This window comes from Paenibacillus sp. NPDC058177 (assembly GCF_042883835.1).
Lineage (GTDB): Bacteria > Bacillota > Bacilli > Paenibacillales > Paenibacillaceae > Paenibacillus_AQ > Paenibacillus_AQ agri.
On sequence record NZ_JBHVVB010000006.1, the window covers coordinates 192,328 to 215,159 of the forward strand.

At 51.4% G+C, this 22,832-nt stretch carries 19 protein-coding genes and 1 riboswitch; of the genes, 3 read left to right on the plus strand and 16 right to left on the minus strand.

The window, feature by feature from the left end:
• Window positions 1-144: 144 nt before the first annotated feature.
• Together wsfD and ACFVU8_RS22445 are read right to left on the minus strand one after the other, a co-directional pair.
• The gene (gene wsfD / locus ACFVU8_RS22440) at window positions 145-1,563 is read right to left on the minus strand and encodes a glycan biosynthesis hexose transferase WsfD (RefSeq protein ID WP_387430292.1); all 1,419 of its coding nucleotides are present in this window, start codon (window positions 1,561-1,563) and stop codon (window positions 145-147) included.
• A gap of 9 nt (window positions 1,564-1,572) precedes the next feature.
• Window positions 1,573-3,471, minus strand: coding sequence for an LTA synthase family protein (locus ACFVU8_RS22445; RefSeq protein WP_387430294.1), 1,899 nt, complete (start codon window positions 3,469-3,471; stop codon window positions 1,573-1,575).
• 197 nt (window positions 3,472-3,668) lie between these two features.
• Between ACFVU8_RS22445 and ACFVU8_RS22450 the strand changes: the two genes are divergently transcribed.
• Together ACFVU8_RS22450 and ACFVU8_RS22455 are read left to right on the plus strand one after the other, a co-directional pair.
• Window positions 3,669-4,742: a Gfo/Idh/MocA family protein gene (locus ACFVU8_RS22450; RefSeq protein ID WP_387430296.1), complete on the plus strand. Its 1,074-nt coding sequence runs from the start codon at window positions 3,669-3,671 to the stop codon at window positions 4,740-4,742.
• Window positions 4,742-5,587 carry a sugar phosphate isomerase/epimerase family protein gene (locus ACFVU8_RS22455; RefSeq protein ID WP_387430298.1) on the plus strand — a complete coding sequence of 282 codons (846 nt, stop codon included), beginning with the start codon at window positions 4,742-4,744 and terminating at the stop codon, window positions 5,585-5,587. Before ACFVU8_RS22450 ends, ACFVU8_RS22455 begins: the two co-directional genes overlap by 1 nt.
• A gap of 127 nt (window positions 5,588-5,714) precedes the next feature.
• On the opposite strand, the gene ACFVU8_RS22460 is transcribed toward ACFVU8_RS22455, so the two are convergent.
• The 8 genes from ACFVU8_RS22460 to ACFVU8_RS22495 all read right to left on the minus strand — a co-directional run bounded on the left by ACFVU8_RS22460 (window position 5,715) and on the right by ACFVU8_RS22495 (window position 15,810).
• Window positions 5,715-6,470, minus strand: a complete 756-nt coding sequence (locus ACFVU8_RS22460) for a DeoR/GlpR family DNA-binding transcription regulator (RefSeq protein ID WP_387430299.1) — start codon at window positions 6,468-6,470, stop codon at window positions 5,715-5,717.
• Window positions 6,471-6,595: 125 nt separating this feature from the next.
• Window positions 6,596-7,933, minus strand: a complete 1,338-nt coding sequence (locus ACFVU8_RS22465; RefSeq protein WP_387430300.1) for a 5'-deoxyadenosine deaminase — start codon at window positions 7,931-7,933, stop codon at window positions 6,596-6,598.
• A gap of 88 nt (window positions 7,934-8,021) precedes the next feature.
• Window positions 8,022-8,120, minus strand: a riboswitch (purine riboswitch).
• A 209-nt stretch (window positions 8,121-8,329) separates the two neighbouring features.
• The gene (locus tag ACFVU8_RS22470) at window positions 8,330-8,848 is read right to left on the minus strand and encodes a GNAT family N-acetyltransferase (RefSeq protein WP_387430302.1); all 519 of its coding nucleotides are present in this window, start codon (window positions 8,846-8,848) and stop codon (window positions 8,330-8,332) included.
• Window positions 8,849-9,031: 183 nt separating this feature from the next.
• Entirely contained in the window at window positions 9,032-9,445 is a 414-nt protein-coding gene (locus tag ACFVU8_RS22475) for a FliH/SctL family protein (protein WP_379469369.1), read from the minus strand.
• A gap of 5 nt (window positions 9,446-9,450) precedes the next feature.
• Complete coding sequence (locus tag ACFVU8_RS22480; protein WP_379469371.1) at window positions 9,451-9,759, minus strand: hypothetical protein; 309 nt, start codon at window positions 9,757-9,759, stop codon at window positions 9,451-9,453.
• Window positions 9,756-10,094 (minus strand): alpha-helical endospore appendage domain-containing protein, encoded by a 339-nt coding sequence (locus ACFVU8_RS22485; protein WP_379469373.1) that lies wholly within the window; start codon window positions 10,092-10,094, stop codon window positions 9,756-9,758. Before ACFVU8_RS22485 ends, ACFVU8_RS22480 begins: the two co-directional genes overlap by 4 nt.
• Window positions 10,095-10,117: 23 nt before the next feature.
• Window positions 10,118-10,405: a nucleoside-diphosphate sugar epimerase gene (locus tag ACFVU8_RS22490; protein WP_379469395.1), complete on the minus strand. Its 288-nt coding sequence runs from the start codon at window positions 10,403-10,405 to the stop codon at window positions 10,118-10,120.
• 239 nt (window positions 10,406-10,644) lie between these two features.
• Window positions 10,645-15,810, minus strand: a complete 5,166-nt coding sequence (locus ACFVU8_RS22495; RefSeq protein WP_387430304.1) for a glycosyl hydrolase family 8 — start codon at window positions 15,808-15,810, stop codon at window positions 10,645-10,647.
• Window positions 15,811-16,172: 362 nt separating this feature from the next.
• Between ACFVU8_RS22495 and ACFVU8_RS22500 the strand changes: the two genes are divergently transcribed.
• Window positions 16,173-16,976, plus strand: coding sequence for an AraC family transcriptional regulator (locus ACFVU8_RS22500; RefSeq protein ID WP_387430306.1), 804 nt, complete (start codon window positions 16,173-16,175; stop codon window positions 16,974-16,976).
• Window positions 16,977-17,050: 74 nt separating this feature from the next.
• Here the strand turns inward: ACFVU8_RS22500 and adhP are convergent, their stop codons facing one another.
• The 6 genes from adhP to ACFVU8_RS22530 form a co-directional block, all read right to left on the minus strand.
• On the minus strand, window positions 17,051-18,061 hold the full coding sequence (adhP, locus tag ACFVU8_RS22505) for an alcohol dehydrogenase AdhP (RefSeq protein WP_387430308.1): 1,011 nt from the start codon (window positions 18,059-18,061) through the stop codon (window positions 17,051-17,053).
• A gap of 105 nt (window positions 18,062-18,166) precedes the next feature.
• Entirely contained in the window at window positions 18,167-18,895 is a 729-nt protein-coding gene (locus ACFVU8_RS22510; RefSeq protein WP_379469382.1) for a sugar phosphate nucleotidyltransferase, read from the minus strand.
• 47 nt (window positions 18,896-18,942) lie between these two features.
• Window positions 18,943-19,680 (minus strand): glycosyltransferase family 2 protein, encoded by a 738-nt coding sequence (locus tag ACFVU8_RS22515; protein ID WP_175370905.1) that lies wholly within the window; start codon window positions 19,678-19,680, stop codon window positions 18,943-18,945.
• Window positions 19,677-20,615, minus strand: a complete 939-nt coding sequence (locus ACFVU8_RS22520) for a glycosyltransferase family 2 protein (RefSeq protein WP_387430310.1) — start codon at window positions 20,613-20,615, stop codon at window positions 19,677-19,679. The genes ACFVU8_RS22515 and ACFVU8_RS22520 overlap by 4 nt, the downstream gene beginning before the upstream one ends.
• 3 nt (window positions 20,616-20,618) lie before the next feature.
• Window positions 20,619-21,461 carry a glycosyltransferase family 2 protein gene (locus ACFVU8_RS22525; RefSeq protein ID WP_379469386.1) on the minus strand — a complete coding sequence of 281 codons (843 nt, stop codon included), beginning with the start codon at window positions 21,459-21,461 and terminating at the stop codon, window positions 20,619-20,621.
• A gap of 239 nt (window positions 21,462-21,700) precedes the next feature.
• Window positions 21,701-22,832, minus strand: a 1,132-nt coding sequence (locus tag ACFVU8_RS22530) for a WIAG-tail domain (protein WP_387430312.1), incomplete at its 5' end; no start/stop codon positions are given.

Consider the following 22,832-nt stretch of genomic DNA (forward strand, 5'->3'; position numbering starts at 1 on the left):
AAAACGGGTGTATAACAAAAAGACACTTTAGAGGGCGATGCCTCTTAAAGTGTCTCCAATAAATCTATTCGCATGTTAACGACCTTGCACTCCAGTGCAACAAACTACTCTTTGCAATGGAAACTACGAGGAACAAACTTAACCTTATCTCCGTTTCCACAGCCGGGTCACTCGGTGCAGCACCCAACCGAACATCACAACAACCATCATGTCGAAGCTCACGTTGAACATGAACAGATGCTTGCCGATATCGGCCCGACCGTCGCCCAGGATCGGTACCAGGAAGCAAAAGATGCCAATCAGCCCCAGCAGCATCAGCAGTTCCCCCGCCAATCGGCTCCGGGTTTCCCGGGCAAGGAAATACTGTAACAGCGCCACGGCGAAGTACACCGCGTAAAATACAGACAGGAAGGTCAGCGTATGCGGGATATGTTTGTTTTTGAATTGGCTCCAAGTACTGTAGGTGTAGGATAAAGCTCCAGCTGGTTTATTCTCCGTCTTCTCGTAATTCCCGAGGTAGTACGGACGGATGGCCATACTGTTGCCCGCTGCATATTCCATATTCTTAATCAGGCGATCTGGATGCTTAAGATAGAAGAACAGCACATCTTTATGGGATACCCTGTCGTAGAAGTCCGGCCCTAACGAGGGGTCATTTTGCTTGATAGCCGTATCATTCTGAAAATAATTCGTTCCTGCCAGCACCTCCAGCCGCTCTGGCAATCCCAGGTCTTGCAGATCACCACGCACATCCGGCGATTCGTTAAGAATCCCGAAGAAGACCGTCTGGTACAGGTTGATATGCTTCAGATCCTTCGGCGCAGCCACGTACAGAACAACCGATACCACGAAGATCGCGGCAGAGAAGCGCAGCGCCAGCTTTCGCCAGTTCTCCTCCCCTTTAAGGAAGGAGAACCGTAGAAAAATAAGCGCGAAGGCAATCCCGATCGGCGCGTTCTGGATTTTGGAACAGGTAAGAAAAACGACGGCGATGAAGAACAAGGTCAGCACTTTGGTTGTCGGCTTTTCCATAGCTGTCAGCTTTAACCCCAGGGCGAAGGCCAGCAGCATAAATACCAGCGACACCGGCTCACCATACAACGAATTGAAGTACGCCAGATACCCGATGTCATAAAAGACAAGCAGAATACCCGCACCCAGCAAAAGCCCTGTCAGATATGAGCCCTTGGCGTTATGCTTTACAAGTAACCAGGATGCCGCCAACAATAACACAGCATACACTGCACCCAGCAAACGAATATCGAAGAAGCTTCCGTGGAACAGCCCACCGAGCAGCCGCGGAATCAGAACCAGCACGATTTGCGAGGATGGATAGAAGCCCTTGAACAAATTTTCATACGAGAACCGGGAATGGCTAAAGCTGAAAAAACGATCGGCATACGTTTCATTCGCCTCGTAGTAATTCAGACCGGTAGTGCTCATCATGCGCAGGAAATCTCCGTTGTCAGCCACTCCAATGAAATGACCCAGGAACAACAGCGAAATAATAATCCCCAGTCCGACCAGCGTCACCACCGTCTCTGGACGGCCTAATCTTCTCATAATCTCTCCTTACCGCTGCGGAAGCAGCTTCACATATTCATCAGACAAGCCCATTAGTTGAAGAATATAATCATAGTCGGACTCATATTTGCTGAAGTCCGTCACCGGCTCCAGTGTATCCAGCGAGATGGCCTCGCCGTCCTGAAAACTTTTTCCAGGCACGAACATGATGTCATCGTTAAAAAATGAGCCTGTCGGCAGATAGTAGCGCATCCCTACCACATTGCGGTCCATGTTCAGAAGATCATGCCCAAAGGCGGTAAAGCCCTCTCCCTCCAAAGAGACACCCAGCAGATTGGCGATCGTCGGCATAATATCGAGCTGTCCGCCGGTACGGTTGATCACTTGCCCCTGCTCCATACCGGGAACTCGAACAATAAGCGGGATGTTGAAGCGGCTGATCCTAGAGTCATATTTGATCCCTAGTGCCTGCTCCACCTGCTCCGGCGGGACATCCTTCGGCTGCAGCCCGAAATGGTCCCCGTACATAACAAGCACCGTATTGTCCCACAGTCCGTTCTGTTTCAGGCCTTCAATCAGCGTACCAATGGCGTAGTCTGTGTAATTGATTGCCGTCAAGTAGTCGCCCAGCATAGTGTCCTTCAAATCACCTTCGACGTTGATTTTTTTGAAGGCATCAGGAATCTTGAATGGGTGGTGACTGGAGGCGGTAACCATTTGTGCGTAAAAAGGTGTTCCCTTAGCTTTTAGCTCAGCAAGCTTCTCCACCCCGGTGATGTACAACTGCTCGTCCGATGCACCAAAGGCGTTAAAGTGATCATTCTTGAAACTCTGTTTGTCATAGTAACCATTGAAACCCAATGCCGGGTACAGCTCATTCCGGTTCCAGAAACCAACCTTGTTCACATGAAAGGTGTAGGCTTCATAGCCCTTGCTGCGCAGAAGGCGCGGTAGGCTAGGCAGCTCCCGATCTCCAAACCCGGTCGACATCGCCAACGTAGCAATGGGGTAGATAGACGTATTACTCATGAACTCGGCATCGGACGTGTTCCCCGGACCAATTTGCTGATAGACATGGGGAAAATAAAATCCTTCATCTGCAAGCTTGTTCAGTACCGGCGTCAGTTCCTGACCATTCAGCGACTGATGCAGCGGAAAGTTTTGAAAGGCTTCCATCTGAATCACAATGACATTGCGGCCTTTCTGTGAGCCAAACAGATCAGGGATCGTCCCGAGCGGTTGATCACGGTAAGGATAGGAAGCTTCCAGGTCTTTAATTTTGCCGACGGTCTCCTTGATATCCCCGGTTCCAATCAGACCGTTATCGGCATTAGCCTTGATCGCAGCCACTACCTCATAGTTGATGAATCCGGCGCTCTCCGCCTGCACCAATTCATTCGTGATCCCTTTCGCATTCGTGATTGTATAAGCAGACAACCAGGCGCCACCAATTACGCATACCAGAAGCACGATCAGATGAACTCTGCGGGCGTGAGATGAGACATATTTTTCCTGCGAATAGGCAGAACCCCGCAACCATCTGCGTAACCCACGGTAGAGGGCATACACCACGATATCTATAAAGAACAGGTAGTCAATAATCTGTATCGTCGACTCCACGCTCTCCTTGATCTGGAATACCTGATTCAGCTCGTATAGAGCCAGATAGGTGGGTACCGATCCAAAATGGTTGAAATACACACTACTCGCGAAGAACAACAATGACAGCACAATGTTGAATGTCCAGAAGACCCCAGACTTCAGACGCCGGGGGATCACTACAGCCAGCACCCCCATCAGCAGCAGCACCGGAGCGGCATCGGCGGCCACCCACTCCCAGGCGATCCTGTCAAAAAACAACACTCTCAGCAGCAGCAGCTTCAACAGCAGCAGCCCTGATACCATATAGAACTGGGCATATACCGGCCCGTTTGTCTCCTTGTACATAACATCCCCTCTAACTCTTGAACATGATTTCGATTCCTGTTTTCCGCTTGGAAAATAGCAGATTTCACTAGTATAGCAATAATTGTTTTTATTTCAAAATGGATCGCTGTTATTGATGCGTTTTTTTAATTGATATTGCACGTTTTTGCACATATACTTTTTAGTAACTACTATTCCCAATATCAGGAGGAATTCTCATGATCAAAGAAGAACGGCTGTTGCGCATCGGGGTACTGGGCTGCGGACCAATCTCCCAGGCTGCTCATTTCGAGGCTTGTCGGAGAGGGCGTAATACAGAGCTATACGCCATCTGCGATATCTCGCAAGAACTGGCAGATGCCATGGCTACTGTCCATTCCCCTAGGAAGGTCTATTACAATTATGATGACATGCTTGCCGATCCCCTGGTGGAGGCCGTAATCATTGGCATTGCCGATCAGTTTCATGTTCCTATGGCCGCTAAAGCGCTGGCTGCAGGCAAGCATGTGCTGGTGGAAAAACCGCTTGGCGTGACTGTGGAGGAGTGTCAGGCGCTGGCGCGGCAAGCCGAGGAGAGCGGGCTAATGCTTCAGGTCGGCCATATGAAACGTTTTGACCCCGGCATTGCCTATGCCCGGAAGTTCATCCGTGAAGAAATGGGCCAGATGCTGGCGCTGAAAGCCTGGTACTGCGATTCCACTTACCGTTATACGGTCACGGATAACGTGATGCCGCTGCCTGTAACCGGCAGCGGAGCACTGAAGCCGCAAGGCAATCCGAAGGAAGACAAGCAGCGCTATTACATGCTCACACATGGCAGCCATCTGCTGGACACCGCCCGCTATCTGGGCGGGGAGCTCGTGGCTGTCCAAGCCAGACATGTGCAGAAATACGGCGCCCACTGCTGGTTCGTCGCCGTGGAATTCGCCGATGGCAGCATGGGCCATCTCGATCTTACCGTTGCTGTGCGCATGGATTGGCACGAGGGCTTTCAGATCTATGGCGAGCACGGTAGCGTCACCGGCAAGACCTATAATCCATGGCTGTTCAAATCCAGTGATGTCGAGGTCTTCTCTGCCAGGGATGGCGTCACCCGCCGCCCACTGGGCGCAGATGCCCATTTCTATAAGCTGCAGACCGAAGGGTTCGCAGACACCATTCTCCACGGAGTCCCTCTTCAGGGAGCGGATATCCAGGATGGGATTGCCGCGATGCGAGGCATGGCCGCTATCGCCCGGTCCGCCCAGACCGGAGAACGTGTCCTGCTGGCCGATGTTACTGGAGGCGTCTAATGAATCCCGGGATATTCGCCAAAACCTTTCAGCGAGCCACCCTGCCAGAAGTGCTCGATACTGTGCGCAGCTTCGGCTTCACTGAAATCCAGTTCAACATGTCCTGTGCCGGCTTGCCCTCCTTGCCGGATGAACTTTCTCAGGCCACAGCGCGCAGGATCGGGCAAGAGCTTCAACAACGGGGAATACGGATGTCAGCCGTATCCGGCACCTTCAATATGATCCATCCCGACCCGCTGGAACGGGAAAAGGGTCTGACCTCTCTCGCCGTACTGGCCGCAGCGTGCCGGGACATGGGCACATCCGTAATCACACTATGTACCGGCACACTGGACGCTGGCAGTATGTGGGCCTATCACCCGGGCAACGCTTCGCCCGAAGCCTGGCGTGCATTGACAGCCGCTCTGGAGCAAGCGCTGCTACTCGCCGAGCTGCATAACGTTCAGCTTGCCATCGAGCCTGAGCCGGCTAATGTTGTGGCTTCCGCCCCGCTAGCACGCCGCCTGCTGGACGAAATGCAATCCCCCCGGCTCAAAATCATTATGGATGCCGCCAATCTGTACCCGGCTGGAAGACCACAGAAACTTTCGGCCATTTTGGAGGAAGCCTTCCATCTGCTAGGACATGACATTATTCTCGCTCACGCCAAGGATGTGCTGGATGAAGCCGGCACCCGCTTTGGCGCGGCCGGACAGGGTCTGATACATTATGAGCACTATATAGAATTGCTGCTCAGATGCGGATACCAAGGGCCGTTGATCATGCACGGCCTGGAGGAACGAGATGTTCCGGGAAGCCGCGATTTTCTTAACAGGAAACTCGCCGCAGTTCAGAATAAAACATAGAAAACGCCTGGCGGAAGCAGCATCCCTTGTGGATTGCAGCCTCCGGCAGGCGTTTTTGGTTAAGATAGAGCACCCATAGGTGCACGTTCAATCTGGAGATTGTGAGTGTCGCAGTATCCCAGTCTCGCTAGTACTGAATGACGGTAATTCCCTGTTCCCTATATGGAAGGAGGATGTTCTCCGGCACCTCATTTGACGTAATCATGCAAGTCAATGCCGAGGCTGGGGCGACGACGAACGGCGCTGAGGTTCCAAGCTTATCAGGCGTTACCAGTGCAATTACCTCCGACGAGCCTGCGATCATAGCTCTTTTGACAAAAGCTTCATCGTTGTGCGGCAGACTGATACCGAACTCGGGGTGAATGCAATACACTCCAAGGAAGCACAAATCAGCACGGATATGCTGTAATTCCTGAATCGCAGCCGGACCCAGATTCACCAAGGAGTCTTTGAACAACTTACCGCCCAGCATCGTAACCTCAATCCCGGGATGCCCGGCAAGCTCCACGGCTACCGGAGGACTGTTCGTGATCACAGTTGCAGAGATATGCGCTGGGATGGCTTTGGCGATTTGCAGCGTAGTTGTGCTGCCATCCATAAGAATGACCTGACCGCTGCGAATCAGCGAAGTAGCCCCTTGGGCCAGAGACATCTTCGCTTCTGCACCCAGCCGCTCGCGATCTCCGAAGCTGGCCAATGTCGGGGATGAAGGCAGCGCACCGCCGTGTACCCGATGCAGCAGACCCGCATTGTCCATTTCCCGCAAATCGCGGCGCACGGTGTCCTCGGACACATTCAGACGACTGCTGAGCTCGGCCGCCACCAGCTTCCCTTCCTTGATAAGCATATCCAGAATGATTTGTTGCCGTTCTTCTTTGAGCACTGGTAAGACTCCTTGTTCATCGTCCCTCGCGGACGAAGTCTATAACAATCCGCGGCGCGTAATTTCCGGCGTTTGTCTACGCAAATTATAGCGGCTGGGATTGATCAAGGTCAATCCGGTGAGACTCAGCCCAGGGGTGTGCGGCTGAGCAGTCTTTTAATAGAACGATTGGCTTCCTGCAGCACAATTTCCTTATCCATCGTCTTCATGAGCCCACGATCCATCACAATCTCGCCGTCAATAAGAGTCGTCTCCACATCCGCACGGGTAGCAGAATATACAATTCGGGAGATCGGGTCCACATCATAGGACGGGAACGTGTGAAAATTACGCAGATTCAGCAGTGCGAGATCAGCTTTTTTACCCACCTCAATGCTGCCGATACTATTTTCCATCCCTACTGCCTTAGCCCCGCCGATGGTGGCCATGCGAAACACACTTCTCGCATCCATAGTCGTCGGCCCATGCTGCGGCTTCTGAATGATGGCAGCCAGGCGCATCTCATTGAACATATCCAGGTTGTTGTTGCAAGGAGCTCCGTCGGCACCAAGACTCAGGGAGACCTGCTCATGCAGCATGCCCGGTGTATCCGCAATACCTGAGGCAAGCTTCAGATTAGAGCCGGGGCAATGGCTGACATGAACGCCGCGCTCCCGTAAAATCCGCCGCTCCTCGGCATCAAGCCAGATACAATGTGCCAGAATGAGACGCTCATTGGCCAGGCCCAAATGATCAAGATAGACGATGTTCCGCATACCAGTCATGGCCTGCACAATCTCGATCTCTCCCAGATTCTCCGATGCATGAGTATGAACCTTAACCTCATAACGGGCAGACAGGTCTCGCACCTCAGTCAGCAACGGCTCGGTACAGGAAATGACGAACCGCGGGGAGAAAGCGTACTGAATCCGTCCGCCTCCATAGCCATTCCATTTCTCCAGCAAATCCACGCTCTCTTGTAAGGAGGATGCCGTATCCTCTTGCAAGGCTGCGGGCACATCTCCGCCCTTCTGATCCATCATCACCTTGCCGGACAAGGCGCGGATGCCGCTCGCCGCAATGGCCTGAAAAGCAAAATCCGTATGATGAACTGTCTCCATATCCACAATCGTCGTAGTCCCGCTAGAGATCAGCTCGCCGATGCCCAGCATTGCAGAGTAATACAGCGATTCCTCATCATGCGCAGCCTCCAGTGGCCAGATTCGTTTGCGTAACCAATCCATCAGTTCCAGATCATCACCTTTGCCGCGGAACAGCGTCTGGCACAGATGAATATGGGTTTGAATAAAGCCAGGGATAACCGTACGGTTAGTGGCATCAATTACAGTCTCGCCCGCTTGTGGAGTAAGCCCACTGCCGATCTCCGCGATCAGGCTGCCCTTGATTCGAATATCACCGGTGATGATGTCCTCTGAGCTGTTCATGGTTACAATCTCTGCATTTCTGATCAGTATGTCTGCCACTACATTCTCCCCCTTTAGCCTGGTTACTTTGTCTTGTTAAATTGCTGAATACCTGAGAGCCAGCTGTAACACAAAAAGGCCACAAAAATATGCCGCAGCATATTTTCGTAGCCGGAAATTTACGGTTTCCAGTAGAGACCCTTAAACCCATTATTAAGGATATACGAAAAAAGGCTTATTCAGTTCAGTCGCTTGAATAAGCTAAATCATAAAAGAAAGACATGGTCCATGTCAATTAAAAGTTAATTAAAGTCACATGAATCTTCATGCTGTTATGTTTTTTTATATTTTCATTCTACAAATAACGAGTAAATCCGTTATATGTGTTATTTTAAATGACATACGAAATATGTCTGGCCCCATCAAACGATAATATCAAACATATCTAACATAGATTTACTCCGTAGCAATCAGCACCTTCTCAAATACCGGGAAATTCGCGGTACGGCTCGGGAAAGAAATTTCGCCTCTAAGCTGATAACCCAGCCCCGGGTATATCTCCAACGCTCTAGTATTTTTCGCATAGGTATCCAGACGAATGCTTGTATACCCGTTACGCAATGCCAGCGCCTCTGCAAAAGCAATCAATTTCCGGGCAATCCCCTTACCCTGCACCTCGGGATGCACTGCCAAACGGTGCATGATCAAATGAGGTCCCTGGTTTTGCTCCCAAGTAATCGTCTTATAGGCCTCCGCCTGATTTTCATCCAGTACGAGGATTCCCGCAATGGCATGATTGTCTTCGTATACATATAGTGTACCGCGCTCAATGTCCGTTCCGATAACTTCCTTATTGGGATAATGCTCATCCCATTGATCACTTCCGCCATCCTGCATAACTTTCACACATTTGGCAATAAGCTTCATGATTTCTTCCAGCTCTTCCTTATGTGCAGTTCGAATCCCATTGCTCACCTGTGCACCTGCTTTCTTTTATCCAAATTCGATCCCTTCAGCGAGACCCTGACAAGAAGTCTATCATATTCGGGTCCGTTTTGAGGAGGGGATTTCCGGAAAAAAGAGCATGGCAAAACATCCGGACGTACTCCTCCCGACCGGATGTTATTTCCTTCTTGCCCAGACTGCTACACTTCTTGGTTACTTGAATTCCAGCTTATGCCCGTCCTCGAAGCCCTTGGCGAAACCGGCGTCGAACCCCACGTTGTATGCTTCGGTGTAGCCCTGCTGATAGGCGTCTCCCGGAGGCGTTTCCGGAGAGACGCCAAGATCCGGGGGGAGCGGAATCACCTGTGGTGCATCGTTAGGATCCACTGAAGGTGCTGCGTTAGCTTGTGGGGCAATGTTGATTCTTCTGCGCAGGATGCGACGCCGCCGAAGTCTTCTTTTTTTGCGCAGCACAAGACTTTTGCGGGTCTTCCCTTTACGGATCAGCCCTCTACGAGTTTTACGGGCAAGGCCTTTGCGGATCTTGACCTTCCGCGACAGCAACAATTTGCGCCGTTTGCGGGTTGTCGTACCTAAACGCACTTTTCTGCTGCTCTTCTTCTTCATTCTCTTTATTCCTCCTGTACTCCATGTACTTTGGAGGTTCCTCCAGCCCAAGTCTTAGTCTTGTTTAACCATGGTGCTGCAGGAGTTCCCCGTTTAGGCCGATGCAGTGAAATGCCGGACATCATCCGGCACATGGCGCTCTGGTACCCACTTAAGATCCGGATATTATCGCTCAGCTTGCGGGCCGTCAGTTCGGAATGCCCCGTCAATTCGGCGATGCTCTCCAGTATGGCGGCCAACGCAGCCTGGCTACGGGAAATGGAGCGGATCATCTCCAGTTTGACGGCATGCTCCGATAGACGGCCCCCGGTCATTTGCTCAGGTCCCCAAAATCAAACCCGTCTCCGCCCGAGAACCCTTCTCCGCCGCCTTCTTCCTCACCACTGCCCAGCACAGCCTTCAGATTGCTGTAAAGTCCGTTCTCCAGCTTGGTCAGTCCTTCGACCATCTCAACGATCACCTCGTGAATGGAGAGGGATTCTTTTAACTGCTCCTCGTGGCTTTCGAACGATCTCGCGTGGATATGATGCTGTGTCCACTGCTTTACCTTCTCCGCCTCGACAGCCTTCGCCTCCAGGATCATGGCGACGTTCCACTGAATCACTGCCGTCGACTCCAGCATTTGTAGAAAAGCCTTCTCCCTGCTCATCACCAGCCTCCTACTCCTTGCGCCTACTCTTCTTCCTGCCCATTCATTTCCTTGATGACTCTGCCGACCCCTTCCGCCATCGCCTCTTCCAGATCAGCCAGGGCATTGAGATACGAAATAATATTCTTGTTGACCTGACCCGAGCTTTCGATCAGACCGCTGGTTCCTCCAAAATCAGGATCTGCATCCGGCAAATCGTGGACGATTTGCGACATACGGACAACCACGTGACGTTCGGCGTCGAGGATCCGCGCCATCTGTTCGTGCGTATGGGCCATGTGCTGCAGCACTTTTGTTATTTTATTCTGCACCTTCATGTCTCCTTTGCTCAAACGCCCTGCTACAACATATGCGGCAGGAGCCCTAGCGGTGCCGGAAGGCGCAGCGCAAGTTAGTGCTCTGATCGTCGGTATAGACGACGTTATTGCCTGTCGTGTAGAAACTAGCCATTCCACTTAGCGCTATAGAGAAACTTGATTTTCTGATGTTCTAATATTTAAACAAAGACCAGCAGCCCGGCTCACCTGAACCGGACTACTGGCCTTGCGGATTAATTATATTTATTGAGGATTCTGTAAATTAGAACGGCTGTTTCGGCGCGGGTTGCAGTTTCCTTAGGATGGAGATATTTCCCGTCGCCAAGGACAACGCCCTCCCTGACTAAAGCCGCCGTTTCCTTCACAGCATAATCAGCCACTTTAGCGGCATCCTTAAAGGTGTCCAGGTCGGAGAGGGAACCTCCATCCGTTAGTTTCCCCGATTTATGCAGTGCTCTGACGATCAAGACCATCATATCCTGCCTCGAAATCTCCGCTCCCGGGTTGAACCTATTGCCGCCAACTCCGCTAGTAATGCCGAGCTGCTTGGCGATTCCCAGTGCTTCATAATAATAAGCATTCTTATCGATATCCACATAGTTGTCAGCAAATCCGGCCTTCAGATCAAACGCTCTGACCAGAAGCAAAATGAAGTCCGCTCTTTTCATCTTGGCACCTGGTTCGAAGAACGTATCCGACGTACCCCGGACGATCCCTTTAGCCGCAAGTGCTTCAATGGCCCCCTTAGCCCACAAGAAGCGGCTGCTGATATCGCTGAAAAGTGGCTTTGCTGGTGTCACTGACGGTTCCGGTACAGGCGTTGGGGTGGTTGTGGGCGCTGGGCTCCCACTTGGCTTCGGAGTCACCGGTGTCGGTGTTGCTGCTGGTGCCGTATTGCCTCCACCGCCGCTTCCCGGTTCACCGCCCCCACTGGCTTTTAAGGTAGATACGATTCGCACATTGCTGATCTTGGACGTATTCCCTGCTGCATCAACAGCTATAACATAGTATTTGTAGGAGGTATCTGCGGATAAACCGTTATCTCTGTACTCTGTTGCCGTTGTCGTCTTGATCTCTACATCATTGCGGTAAATCTTGTATCCCGTCACTCCCATGTTATCCGTGGAAGGTGTCCATTTCAGATCGATGGCCGAGCTGGATACCGCTTCCGCTCTCTCTATGGTCGGTTCCACGGGAGCCTCGGTATCCACGATGGTTGGTGTCCACCAATTGCCGGATACCACAATCATGCTTAGCAGCCGCAGATTATTCCCAAAATACAAATCATCTTCTGTAGAGACAGCCGCATTGTAATCCCATAATTGATTGAGCCACTTCTGATTGGATGAATCGATCATGGCGCTAACCATCAGGGGAGCGGAAAAGGAAATATCCGCATAATCATTGATGGCTTCCGTGCCGTCAAGCTTATATCCCGCGAGAATCTTCTTAGGATCATTATCCGTGGTACCGCGAATCCAGCTGTTGAGTGTGCTGAGCTGGCCTTTGGCCCGGGCATCACCTGTCAAAAGATAATCCGTACCGATCCGCCAAGGAATACGGGAAGAGTTATAGTTGTAATCTCCGTCATGTTCAGACTCCAGGAAGTATCCATCCGGCGTATCCCATTTCTTCTGACTTACCGGTTTGTACTGCCCAGCCTTATCATCTTTGTATACAAAATCCGGCAACAGCCCGGCTTTCAGACTGTAATTCTCATACAAACTATTAATAATGCTGTACGTCTTATCCGCAACACGGTCCCAGTTGACATCACCGGACACATTTTTAAAATCCTTCAGATGCTGCAGCATAAAATCGGAAGGACGTGTCGCATTGCCGAACATGGGGTCATTGTCGCTGACCCAATCCGCCAATTTTAACGTCCACTCTGAATGGTTAACATCGCTGGCCATAATAGCGTTGATAACTTTTTTGGCCTGGGACAGATAGTTAATCTCCCCGCTGCTGCCCCATTGGCTGTCGGCAAGCAGGAGGGCGTAAGCAATGTCCATATCGCCGTCGGTTGCTGAATCCGCACCATTAATATCAATAATTTCCTTGCCGGTATCCGCTTGCTGCCAGGCCATTAAATCAGGATTGATCTCACTTGGATGTGCTCTGAAATAGCGATACAACCCGTCAAAATACTTCTTGGCTTCCGGATCATGACCCGCCAGCAAAGCGGTAATCAGCATCCCATAGCCATGCGCTTCCGATACAGTGATCTCATTTTCTTCAAACCAGTCGCCATCACTGTACCACACATAATACTGGTCTGGATCATACGGATTTTGTTTCAAATATTTTGCTTTCCACTCGTTGTATAATCTGCCCACGGTAGCATCCAGTTCGGCCTGTGTCAGGTGATTCGGCTTAATCGAACCTGCCACATAAGACGTGTGCTGCGGATAGGCCTTATGGACACCCTCTCCAGTGGATGCCGGCTTGGTCATCACTTGAACGGTATTACTCGCCAGCGATTCCACACCTTCTGCATTATAGGCTTTTACAACGTAACTATAGACCGTACCCGGTGTTAATCCGGTATCACTATAGGTGATTCCATCCGCCTGACCGACCTTGCTGCCGTTACGGTAGACGTTGTAGCCCGTGGCCTGGATATTACCGGCTGAAGCCGTCCATTTCAGGTTGATTTGGTAAGGAGAAACCGCAGTTCCTTTTAACTCTGAAGGTGCTGAAGGCGGTTCCGACTCTACCGGACCTTGGAGTGTGCTGACTTCAACCGGATCAGAATTGATTCTCGTACCGACCGCTTTGACGATAAAATCATATTTTTTGGCCGGATTGATATCTTCTATTGTATAGCTGTATTTACTCTGACCTTCTGCCACCGGTACATATATGCTCCAGTGCGTCTTTACCTTGTCGTTCTTCTCATAAATCCGGAACCCTCTTACCGGTTCTGTACTTGCGGAAGGTGCGCTCCAGGTCAGAACCGCCTTACTGCCCTTCAATTGTACCTTCACGGCCTCCGCCGGGTCCGGCTTTGTGTCTGTTCGCTTAATCCCATATTTATCATAAGCCTTCAATCCGTTCCCGACGGTGTTCGGCTGATTCTCATCCGTTACGGCTGCGGTATACGCGGTAAAGGAGAGCACTTGGTCTGCGATGGAAACATCCGTAAACATCTTCTTCCCCGGCTGTTCGTCGACGGCTGCAAAGTAATCATCATAAGGAACAGGTTTTCCATTTTCATCTAATTTTTCCCGAGGTTCACCGTGCTCATCCAGCTCCATTTGATTGTTCTTATAGTAGAATTTATTTCCGAAAGCATTGGACATGAGGTAGACCGTGCCCTTAGGATTGACCGCATGGCCCTGTTCGTCAAAGGTCAGCTTCTCCTTGGGAATCACTTCATCATTGTACATTTGGAAGGATCTCATATACATATGATCATGGGCTTCAAACACCATATCAATGCCCATCTCATCAAACGCGGGAATCAGATATTTCTTGTAAAACTGGACCCGCTCGTCTTCCCATTGCGCAGAGTTATCGCCTGCGGCATACGGGCTTTTGTGAAAAGTAACAAATTTCCATTTCTTATCACTTCGGGCGACGGTATTTTTCATCCAGTCCAATTGATCCCAGAATTGTTTGTCCGCCCATTCCACACTTTTTCCATCCTCAGCAAGTGCTCCCGAGTACTGCGAATTGAAGACAAGGTAGAGCGCATCACCGTATTCAAAAGAATACACAGACCCTTCATGCGTGTCCGCTACAACCTGTTTTGGCAAGTTGAAATGGTTATAGAAGTTGTTATTCGGCGTTGTCTCATCACCGTCATAATCCATGACCTCATGGCCGCCAAGCACGGGCACAAAAGGCACTTGCAGCAATGAATTTTGAGCTGTGCCGAGCATCCACTGCCACTGCTCCTCCAAATCACCGTTATCCACCAAATCTCCGGCGCTGATCAGGAATTTGGGATCGCCTATATAATCAACTGCTTTCCTGAAGGTATCCCCCCAAGGCTCAAAGCCAGATTTGCTGGAAGCCTGAGAATCAGAACCGGCGATAAAGCGAAAAGGCTGATGGTCTGCAGCATCCGTAGTGAACGAGCCGACATCGCTCCAATCCTCCGACTTGCCATTGCCCACCCGAAACTTATAAGCGGTTCCCGGTTGAAGCTGGTCTGCGATGACCTTATGACTACTAAATTTTGTTGTACGGTTCTTGCTTCTGTCGCTTTTACTCACAAAGGTCGCAATTTCTTCAGCATCCCCCTGATAAGTCAAAACTCCTTGCTCCGGGAACACATTCCCGACAACCTTCGAGGCTTCTGCCACCTGTACCACGGTATCCGTCATAACATCCGTGTACCAGGCTAAGGCAATACTTGTCTTTGGATCTCCGTTAAACGTCATGTTGATCGATTTGGGAGCAAATGGTGAATCCTGTACACTAAAACTCCAAGAAATATCCCGGGCCAGCGGCACCAGATCCGTTTTACCCTTGATAAGTTCCTTAGGTACCGTTACCGTATAAGATTGTCCATACGTCAAAGAAGAATGGTTAACCCGCAGAGTATCGCTGTTCACAACTTCCAAGGATGCTGAGTCCAACTGGTGATGGTTCTCATCTACAATCCCTACTGTATAACCCGGTTCAAGGGTAATAGACTTGTTGAATTTGATCTCAATAGGAGCGTCAACAGTCACATTCCTTGCGCCATCAGCCGGCTGCTGGGCAAGATCGACGGTAGGAATGACGATTTCTTGGCCCGGGATCGGCTCGCCGGATACCTTGATGTTTCTGATTCTGCTGGAGCCTGAGCTCCCTATGCCATCGTCATTCCCCTTGGTGTTGGTATCAGAGCTGACGATCCAGCGAATATATAATAATTCCTGATCATTGCTGTTCGGAAGGGGCTTGTTCACCAATTTGCAGGTAGCACCCGGACAATCAAAGCTGGAGACGGCCATTTTAAGATTCGTATTCGGCACATCCTCCCACGTCTGAAGATCCAGGCTCGTCTGCACTTTGAAATCACGCGGACCTGATCCGGACGAATTCTGCTCAGAGGATAAGGTGATATTCTTGAATCCGGTTGTAGACACGGTAGCAAGCCAATACTTTTTCCCGTTGCCCTGGTCCCAGCCCTGATAACTAATTGCTTTCTTGCCTGTATCCATAGCCTCGAACACACCGCCTACATTGCGAAAAGTAGACGCCGCCTCATAGATTCCGTACGTAGCCGAGAATACCCCCATACGGTCAGTGGCTTTATCAAATGCCCATTCGGCAATGGTCTGGACACCAGGTACTGCCGCTAAATCGGCAGCCTCTTGTTCAGGTGCAGCATCTGCAATCTGGAATGGCAGCAGCACAAGTACGAGCAATAAAGTAATGGATTGGTGTAGTCTTCTTTTCAAATGACCCTTCTTTGGCAATGTCGTTCCCTCTTTTCGCAGATAATAGTTTAAGCGCTTTAACTTTCAGTTTCGACCAGTCCTTTTACTCTCCCCCTTTCTATATTCAGATTCATATGTACTATAGCGCATCGTTTTCTACTCTATCTCTGCATATTTTGATATCGCTATTGATTTTCAACTTTTACCGCTATTTAATTTACATCCTGCTCAATCCTTTAACAAACGTGATACGATGAAATTAGGTATGGATCATGATGTTACTCTCGATCATTCCCGCAGGATTGGAGATGACACCCCTGGAAATCAACTTTTATCAATCAGATCCCTTTTACATTAGCCGTGAGACAAAAAGAGTCACCAGTATGCCTACCACTCATTATCACGATGCTTATGAAATACTCTACTTAGTGTCCGGCGAGCTATACTATTTCATAGAAGACAGAACCTATCAAATCGTCGGCGGGGTTATATTATTCATTAACGTCTATGACCTGCACAGATTAGTTAATGTACATAATACGAAGTACGAGAGAGTGACTTTATTGTTCAAAAGGGAGTTCCTGCACGATCTTTTCGTGGACAGCTCTCTTCCACCAGGCGTCCTCTCCTGTTTTCAATCTGAGACCAATACGATCAAGTTAAATGGCCCCGACCAGATCTTTATCGAGAATTTGTTCAGCAAAATGATCCATGAAGACACCCAAAAACCTCCGGGTTACGACGTCTATCGAAAGCTCCTGTTAATGGAATTGCTAATCTTCATCCAGCGCAAAAATCTTTCGGGTCACCATGAACATCTTGTACAGCCGAACCGGACCCATAAGAAAATCTCGCAAATCACCCACTTCATTAACGGGAACTTCACCAAACCATTGTCTCTGGAGTATATGGCGGACAAGTTCTCTATAAGCTCCTCCCATTTAAGCCGAACGTTCAAAGACACAACTGGCTTTACTTTTATTGAATATGTCAATAATACCCGTCTGAAAGCAGCACGCTCTCTGCTGCAGGACTCCACATTAACCGTTTCAGAAATCGCCGAGCACACCGGTTTTGGTAACCTGACTCATTTTGGCAGAGTATTTAAAGCTATGACCGGAACCTCGCCCCTCAAATACCGCAAGCAGTACCTGGCAAATGGGGAGTTTAACTCTCCGCAGAATTGAAATTCGATCCTTCACCAGAACTGCTGCGGGTTCAAAAGAAATGGGAGTGCCCCCAAAAGGACAACTCCCATTTCTTAAAAAGATAAAACAATCCGCCCGTCAACCTCGCCATGCTCCAGCTCTGAGAAGACCTCATTGATCTCCTCCAGCTTCCTGACTGCTGTGATCGCCTTCACTTTCCCTTCCGCCGCGAACTGCAGAGCCTCTTCCAGATCCTGTCGCGTACCGACAATCGAGCCGACAATAGTTGTCCCATCCAGCACCGTGTTGAAAATAGGCACTTCCATTTTCTCTGGTGGCAATCCCACCAGAACTAGCGTACCGCCCCGTTTGAGGGAATAATAGGCGCTGTCGAACGCTTTTTTGTTCACCGCTGTGACAATGCTGGCCTGGACCCCGCCCAACTTATTTTTGATTACCTCTGCAGGATCGTCATTCCTCGGATCAATCGCCAGGTCAGCCCCCAGTTGCTTCGCGAGCTCCAGCTTCTCTTCAGAAGTATCGACCGCAACCACATTCAGGCCCATAGCCTTGGCATATTGAACAGCCAGATGACCTAGACCCCCCACACCCACAATCGACACCCATTGCCCCGCACGGGCTTTGGATACCTTCAGGGCTTTATAAGTGGTCACACCCGCACAAAACAACGGTGCTGCTTGCACAAAATCGATGGCATCAGGGATTTTCACGACATAATCGCCATGGGCGATGCAATATTCGGCATAGCTGCCGTCGACCGAATATCCCGCGTTCTGCTGCTGCAAACACAGCGTCTCACGTCCGCTCAGGCAGAATTCGCAATGACCGCAAGCCGAATACAGCCAGGGAATGCCTACCCGATCCCCTACTTGCAGATGATGAACGCCCGTGCCGATCTGTACAATGACGCCAACACCTTCATGCTCGGGTATCAAAGGTAGCTTAGGTTTGACTGGCCAGTCCCCGTTCGCGGCATGAAGATCTGTGTGGCATACGCCGCAGGCATGGATTTTGACGACCACCTCATGGGGGTCCGGATCACGCAATCCGACTTCCTTGATTTCCAAAGGCTTTTTAAATGCATGGGTAACTGCCGCTTTCATACTGTTCCTCCTCTAGATGATGAATTGAAAATAGTATGTGCGACCATGCAACATTTAACCAAAAAAGGAGTGTCCGGTAACTTCCCGGAACACTCCACCGCTTCATTACAAGGTATCCTTGAGTTTCTCCCCAGCCTCGCGCAGAGACTGAAACGTTCCCGCATCACTCCACCATTCCTTCAGCACATCATAGCTCAGCTTGCGGTCTGCGGCATACAGGTTGTTCACATCAGTGATCTCTAGTTCGCCTCTTCCCGAGGGAGCAATCCGCCGTATAATGTCAAATACGTCCGAGTCATACATATATATACCGGTCACGCAGTAATTCGTCTTTGGGCGCCTAGGCTTCTCTTCGATGTAAGCAATCCACGAAGGGTCCTTATCGTCAAAGACGGGAACACCATATCTGCGTGCATCCTCCACTGGTGTCAGCAGCACTTTGGCGGTCCCTTCGGACTGTTTAAGAAAGCTATCTACGTATGGGGTAAGATCGTCCAAAAACAGATTATCTCCGAGCAGAACCACGAACCGTTCTCCCGGAGAAATGAATCCTTCCGCAAGATCCAGGGCTTCCGCGATGCCTCCTGCGGCTTCCTGAATTTTATAAGTCAGAGAGACGCCAAAAGAGGCACCGCTGCCCAAAAAATCCGTATACAACCCGGCGGACTGCTTGCTGATGACCAGAAGAATATCGGTGATCCCCCCTCGGCGCAGCCGGTCTATACCGTAGCACACCATAGGATAATTGCCGACCGGAAGCAAATGTTTGTTCATAAGCCGGGTCAACGGTAGAAGTCTGGAACCTGTTCCGCCCGCCAGTATGACTCCCTTCACTTACTTTCCTCCTCTTTATCTACGTCGTTAGTCTTCGGGTCTGCACCTCACATGAAATTCGCAGGATCCACCTGCCATTTATCTATAAACTTGCCGCGGTTTCGTTCCACCAGATCACCCCAGCCGCTATCGTATACTTCCTTGAAGCTGGCGCTTCCTTCATGGTGTACGAGACAGTCTCCGGCAATCAGTAACCGGTAACCCTGCTGACGAGCGCGGTAGCAGTAATCATCGTCCTCATAATGTCCTGGTGAGAATCTCTCATCCAGCAGTCCCACAGAATTCAGCACCTCTCGCTTCAGCAAAAAGCATAAGCCCACCAGCCGCTGCGTTCTGATCCATTTGCGGGGATCGGGGACATTCGCGATTTTCGCGGCTTCATGATACCCCGGCAAGTCGGTGTACTCCGTCTTGACCTGCTGCCGGCCACTGGCATAGTTCGTCACTGGCCCGACAATCCCGATACCCGGCGCACTGTACAGCGCCGCCTTCAGATTGGTCAGCCACCTGGAGGAGACAACTACATCATTATTCAGTAGCAGCACTTCATCGCCGGAAGCCAGCTGCAGCCCGAGATTACAAGCAGCAGGGAAGCCACGGTTGACGGGCAAAGAGATGAACGCCAATTTCTGAGATCGGCAGTACTCTGCGGTCCCATCCTGTGAGGCGTTGTCTACGACAATGATTTCATAAGGAGTATCCGTCCAGGCCCGGATGGCCTCCACACAGGTCCGCAGCAGGCCAAGTCCGTTGTAGGTCGGAATGATAATACTTGTTCGCGTCATAACCCATTCCTCCAGATCGCCATCTGGCGCCGCTTCTCCCAAAAGACCTCTTCCGGTACAAGACTGCCGGGGTCCCGACGGGAAAGCACCTCGTGCAGCGCCTCGGCATGATCTCCGGTAATCAGCTGCTCCACAGCGTTGCCCGTTCCAATATTGGTTCTGCGCAGCCGATTATGCTTGATGACATCAACCGTTCCCACCTGTTCCACCCGGAGACTTCCCAGGATGGAGAGTGCTTGTGCCTTGGGCGGAACCATCAGTTCCTGAAAACCGATTTTCTCCAGCGCATGCCGGGAGAGCGCATGAGGAACGGCCGTCATGGAGCTAACGCCCAGATCGCCCCGGCCCAGAGCAAGATTCAGAAACATCTTGCTACGGGTCACATCGTCGCTCAGCCGGAACGGCGGCAGGAGCGAATTCAGGTCATTAAGGGCTACATCTACTCCTTTGTCTACCGCGGCAGGGAAAGGGGCAAGCTGCGGTGCCGGAATCACCATGTCGCCGTCGAGGAACAGCAAGATGTCACCTCTGCTCAGCTTCGCGCCTATGGCCCGGCCGACATCATGGCCCGCAGAATCCGGAAGGTGGATGATCAGCGCCTCCTTGGAGAGGCGGGCTTGCCGGAAGCTGTTGTCAATGCACCCGTTAAGTACAACAATGATCTCCATAGGCTGAAGCCGCGATACCTGCTTGAGCAAAGGCAGCAGCGTTTTCTGCTCATTACGCGCCGAGATGATTACCGACAGGGTGCCATTCCGTTTCCATCTCCCCGTCTTGCGAGACCCATGCCTGCGGGTCACAGCGGGCCGGCCGCTGCTGCGCCGCGGACTTCTCCTGTTGGCCGCCGCTGTTGCACTTTTTGCCGCTCTCTGAGAGGCGGACTTGCCGGGCACGGCCACGATAAGCTTCCGTCTGCGTTTCGACTTTGTCTTCATCTGTCACCTCACGATCTCACGCCGCCGGCTCCCGTCGCCGAAGCCGGCCCGGTGTCCGCGCCGCTCCAGCAGCAGGGATACCGCCTCCAGATGATCCTCTACAATCTGTTGCTGAAGGGGATCACTTCCCCCCGCCTTGCGGCGGACCGAGTTCAGCTTCCCTACCTCCACTGTATGGACCGCCTGCACCCGCAAGTCTGTCGTAACAGCCGCCGCATGAGCTAGCGGCGGACGGGACAGCAGGCCGCTGCCCAGCACTGCAAGCGCCCTGCGGCTCAAGGCATGCGGCACAGCGGTCATAGAGCTTCCTTTCAGGTCCGGACGGCCGAGCAGAAGGTTCAGCGCATGCTTGGAGAGCACCACCGGATGGGGCATTGCCTGGCGGACCGGACCGGAATAACCATTCAGGGCAATATCAGCGCCTTCGCTTACAGCCCGCACGAAAGGACGCAATTTTGAAGCCGGTATAACAAAATCTCCATCCAAGAACAGCAGGACTTCCCCCATAGCAGCCTCTGCTCCAACACTGCGTCCGGCGTCATGTCCAAGCGGCTGTTCATAGGAGATTACGCGGGCACCTGATGAACTTGCCATCTCTGCCGTACGATCAGCAGAGCCGTTCACAATCACAATAACCTCACAACGCGAATGAACCCCCCTGGCCTCAGCAATCACGCCACGGATGGTCCGCTCTTCATTCATGGCAGGAATGATAACGGACACATAAGGCTCGGGATGATTAACAGGAGGTATTGCTGCAGCTTGCTGCACCGGTCGGGCCGTCCGCCGGCGAGCTTTGGAAGCCGGTCGCAACTGGCGACGGGCAGAGGCACGTTTGGGCTTCATATCACATCCACCTTTCTTGCAGGGCTGATTATCCGGGCTGAGGGTTACATCACAGTTTATGTCATCCGCCGTGCAGGGTAACGGCCAATGTCTCCTCCGCACAGAAAACAGGACAAATGCCGTTACTGACAAAGAGCCCTATCCTCCGGCAAAGCCACGGAACCTGAATCTCCTGTGATGATGAAAAAAAGCGCGGCCTGAGGCCGCGCTAGTCATTGGTGGGCTTATGCATCGATCCATTAATCGAAAGGAACCTGATTCACTGCGGGTTTAGCCTGTGGAGAACCTATAGCAATCCAGGAAACGACGCCGTAGAACTGACTGTTCTCACGCAGCCTAACTATCTCGATTACAGCTTCATGCAAGGACCGGCTCTTGAGAGAGGCATGAAAGAAAGGTTGATTCGTCATCGCCACAAGGACATAGCCGGTGTGCCCAAAGCTCTCATCGAAGGTCACCGTCACTTCGACACTTTCCGCATCTCCATTGAACATAAAGGCTGTCATGCCAAATTGCTGAAAGGCTTCGCGTGACCCAGCAGTCTGCACCGGTCTGAAGGAAAGATGCTCCGGATTGACCGTGCCGGGGGCCAGATGCTCTGCGCTAACCGCGCCCGGCGCAAGATGATAGCCCTGTACACTCTCTTCCACCAGATGGCGGGACTGTACGGAGAATGGGGCAATTTTTCCGGAATCCACTGCTTCATCCTGCAGCTCTGTAGTCCCGACGGCATCGGTCGACAATTGCAGTGTTCCTACACTGCCTGGCAGCAGCTTGTTCCCTGGTATGCTGCCAGCCTGCAGCAGTTCGCTGATATTTGTCTCCTCTGCCAGATGCTCAAGCTTAATAATACCAGGACGCAAATGCCGCTCTTCCACACTTTGCTCAGCCAGTTTCGCTCCTGTTAAGCTGCCATCAGGCAAGAGATCGGACGTGTATACCTCCTTCGCCAGATGCTCAAGGGTGATACTGCCGGGTCTTACATGACGCTCTTCCACACTTTGCTCGGCCAAGTGCACGCCAGTTATGCTATCAGGCTGCAGATGCTGTCCGTTCACCGCTCCCTCTGCCAGCTTCACTCCTGTTATGCTGCCATCAGGCAAGAGATCGGACGTGTATACTTCCTCTGCCAGATGCTCAAGGGTGATACTGCCGGGTCTTACATGACGCTCTTCCACACTTTGCTCGGTCAGGTGCCCGCCAGTTATGCTTTCAGGCTGCAGATGCTGTCCGTTCACCGCTCCCTTTGCCAGTTTCGCTCCTGTTAAGCTGCCATCAGGCAAGAGATCGGACGTGTATACTTCCTCTGCCAGATGCTCAAGGGTGATACTGCCGGGTCTTACATGACGCTCTTCCACACTTTGCTCGGTC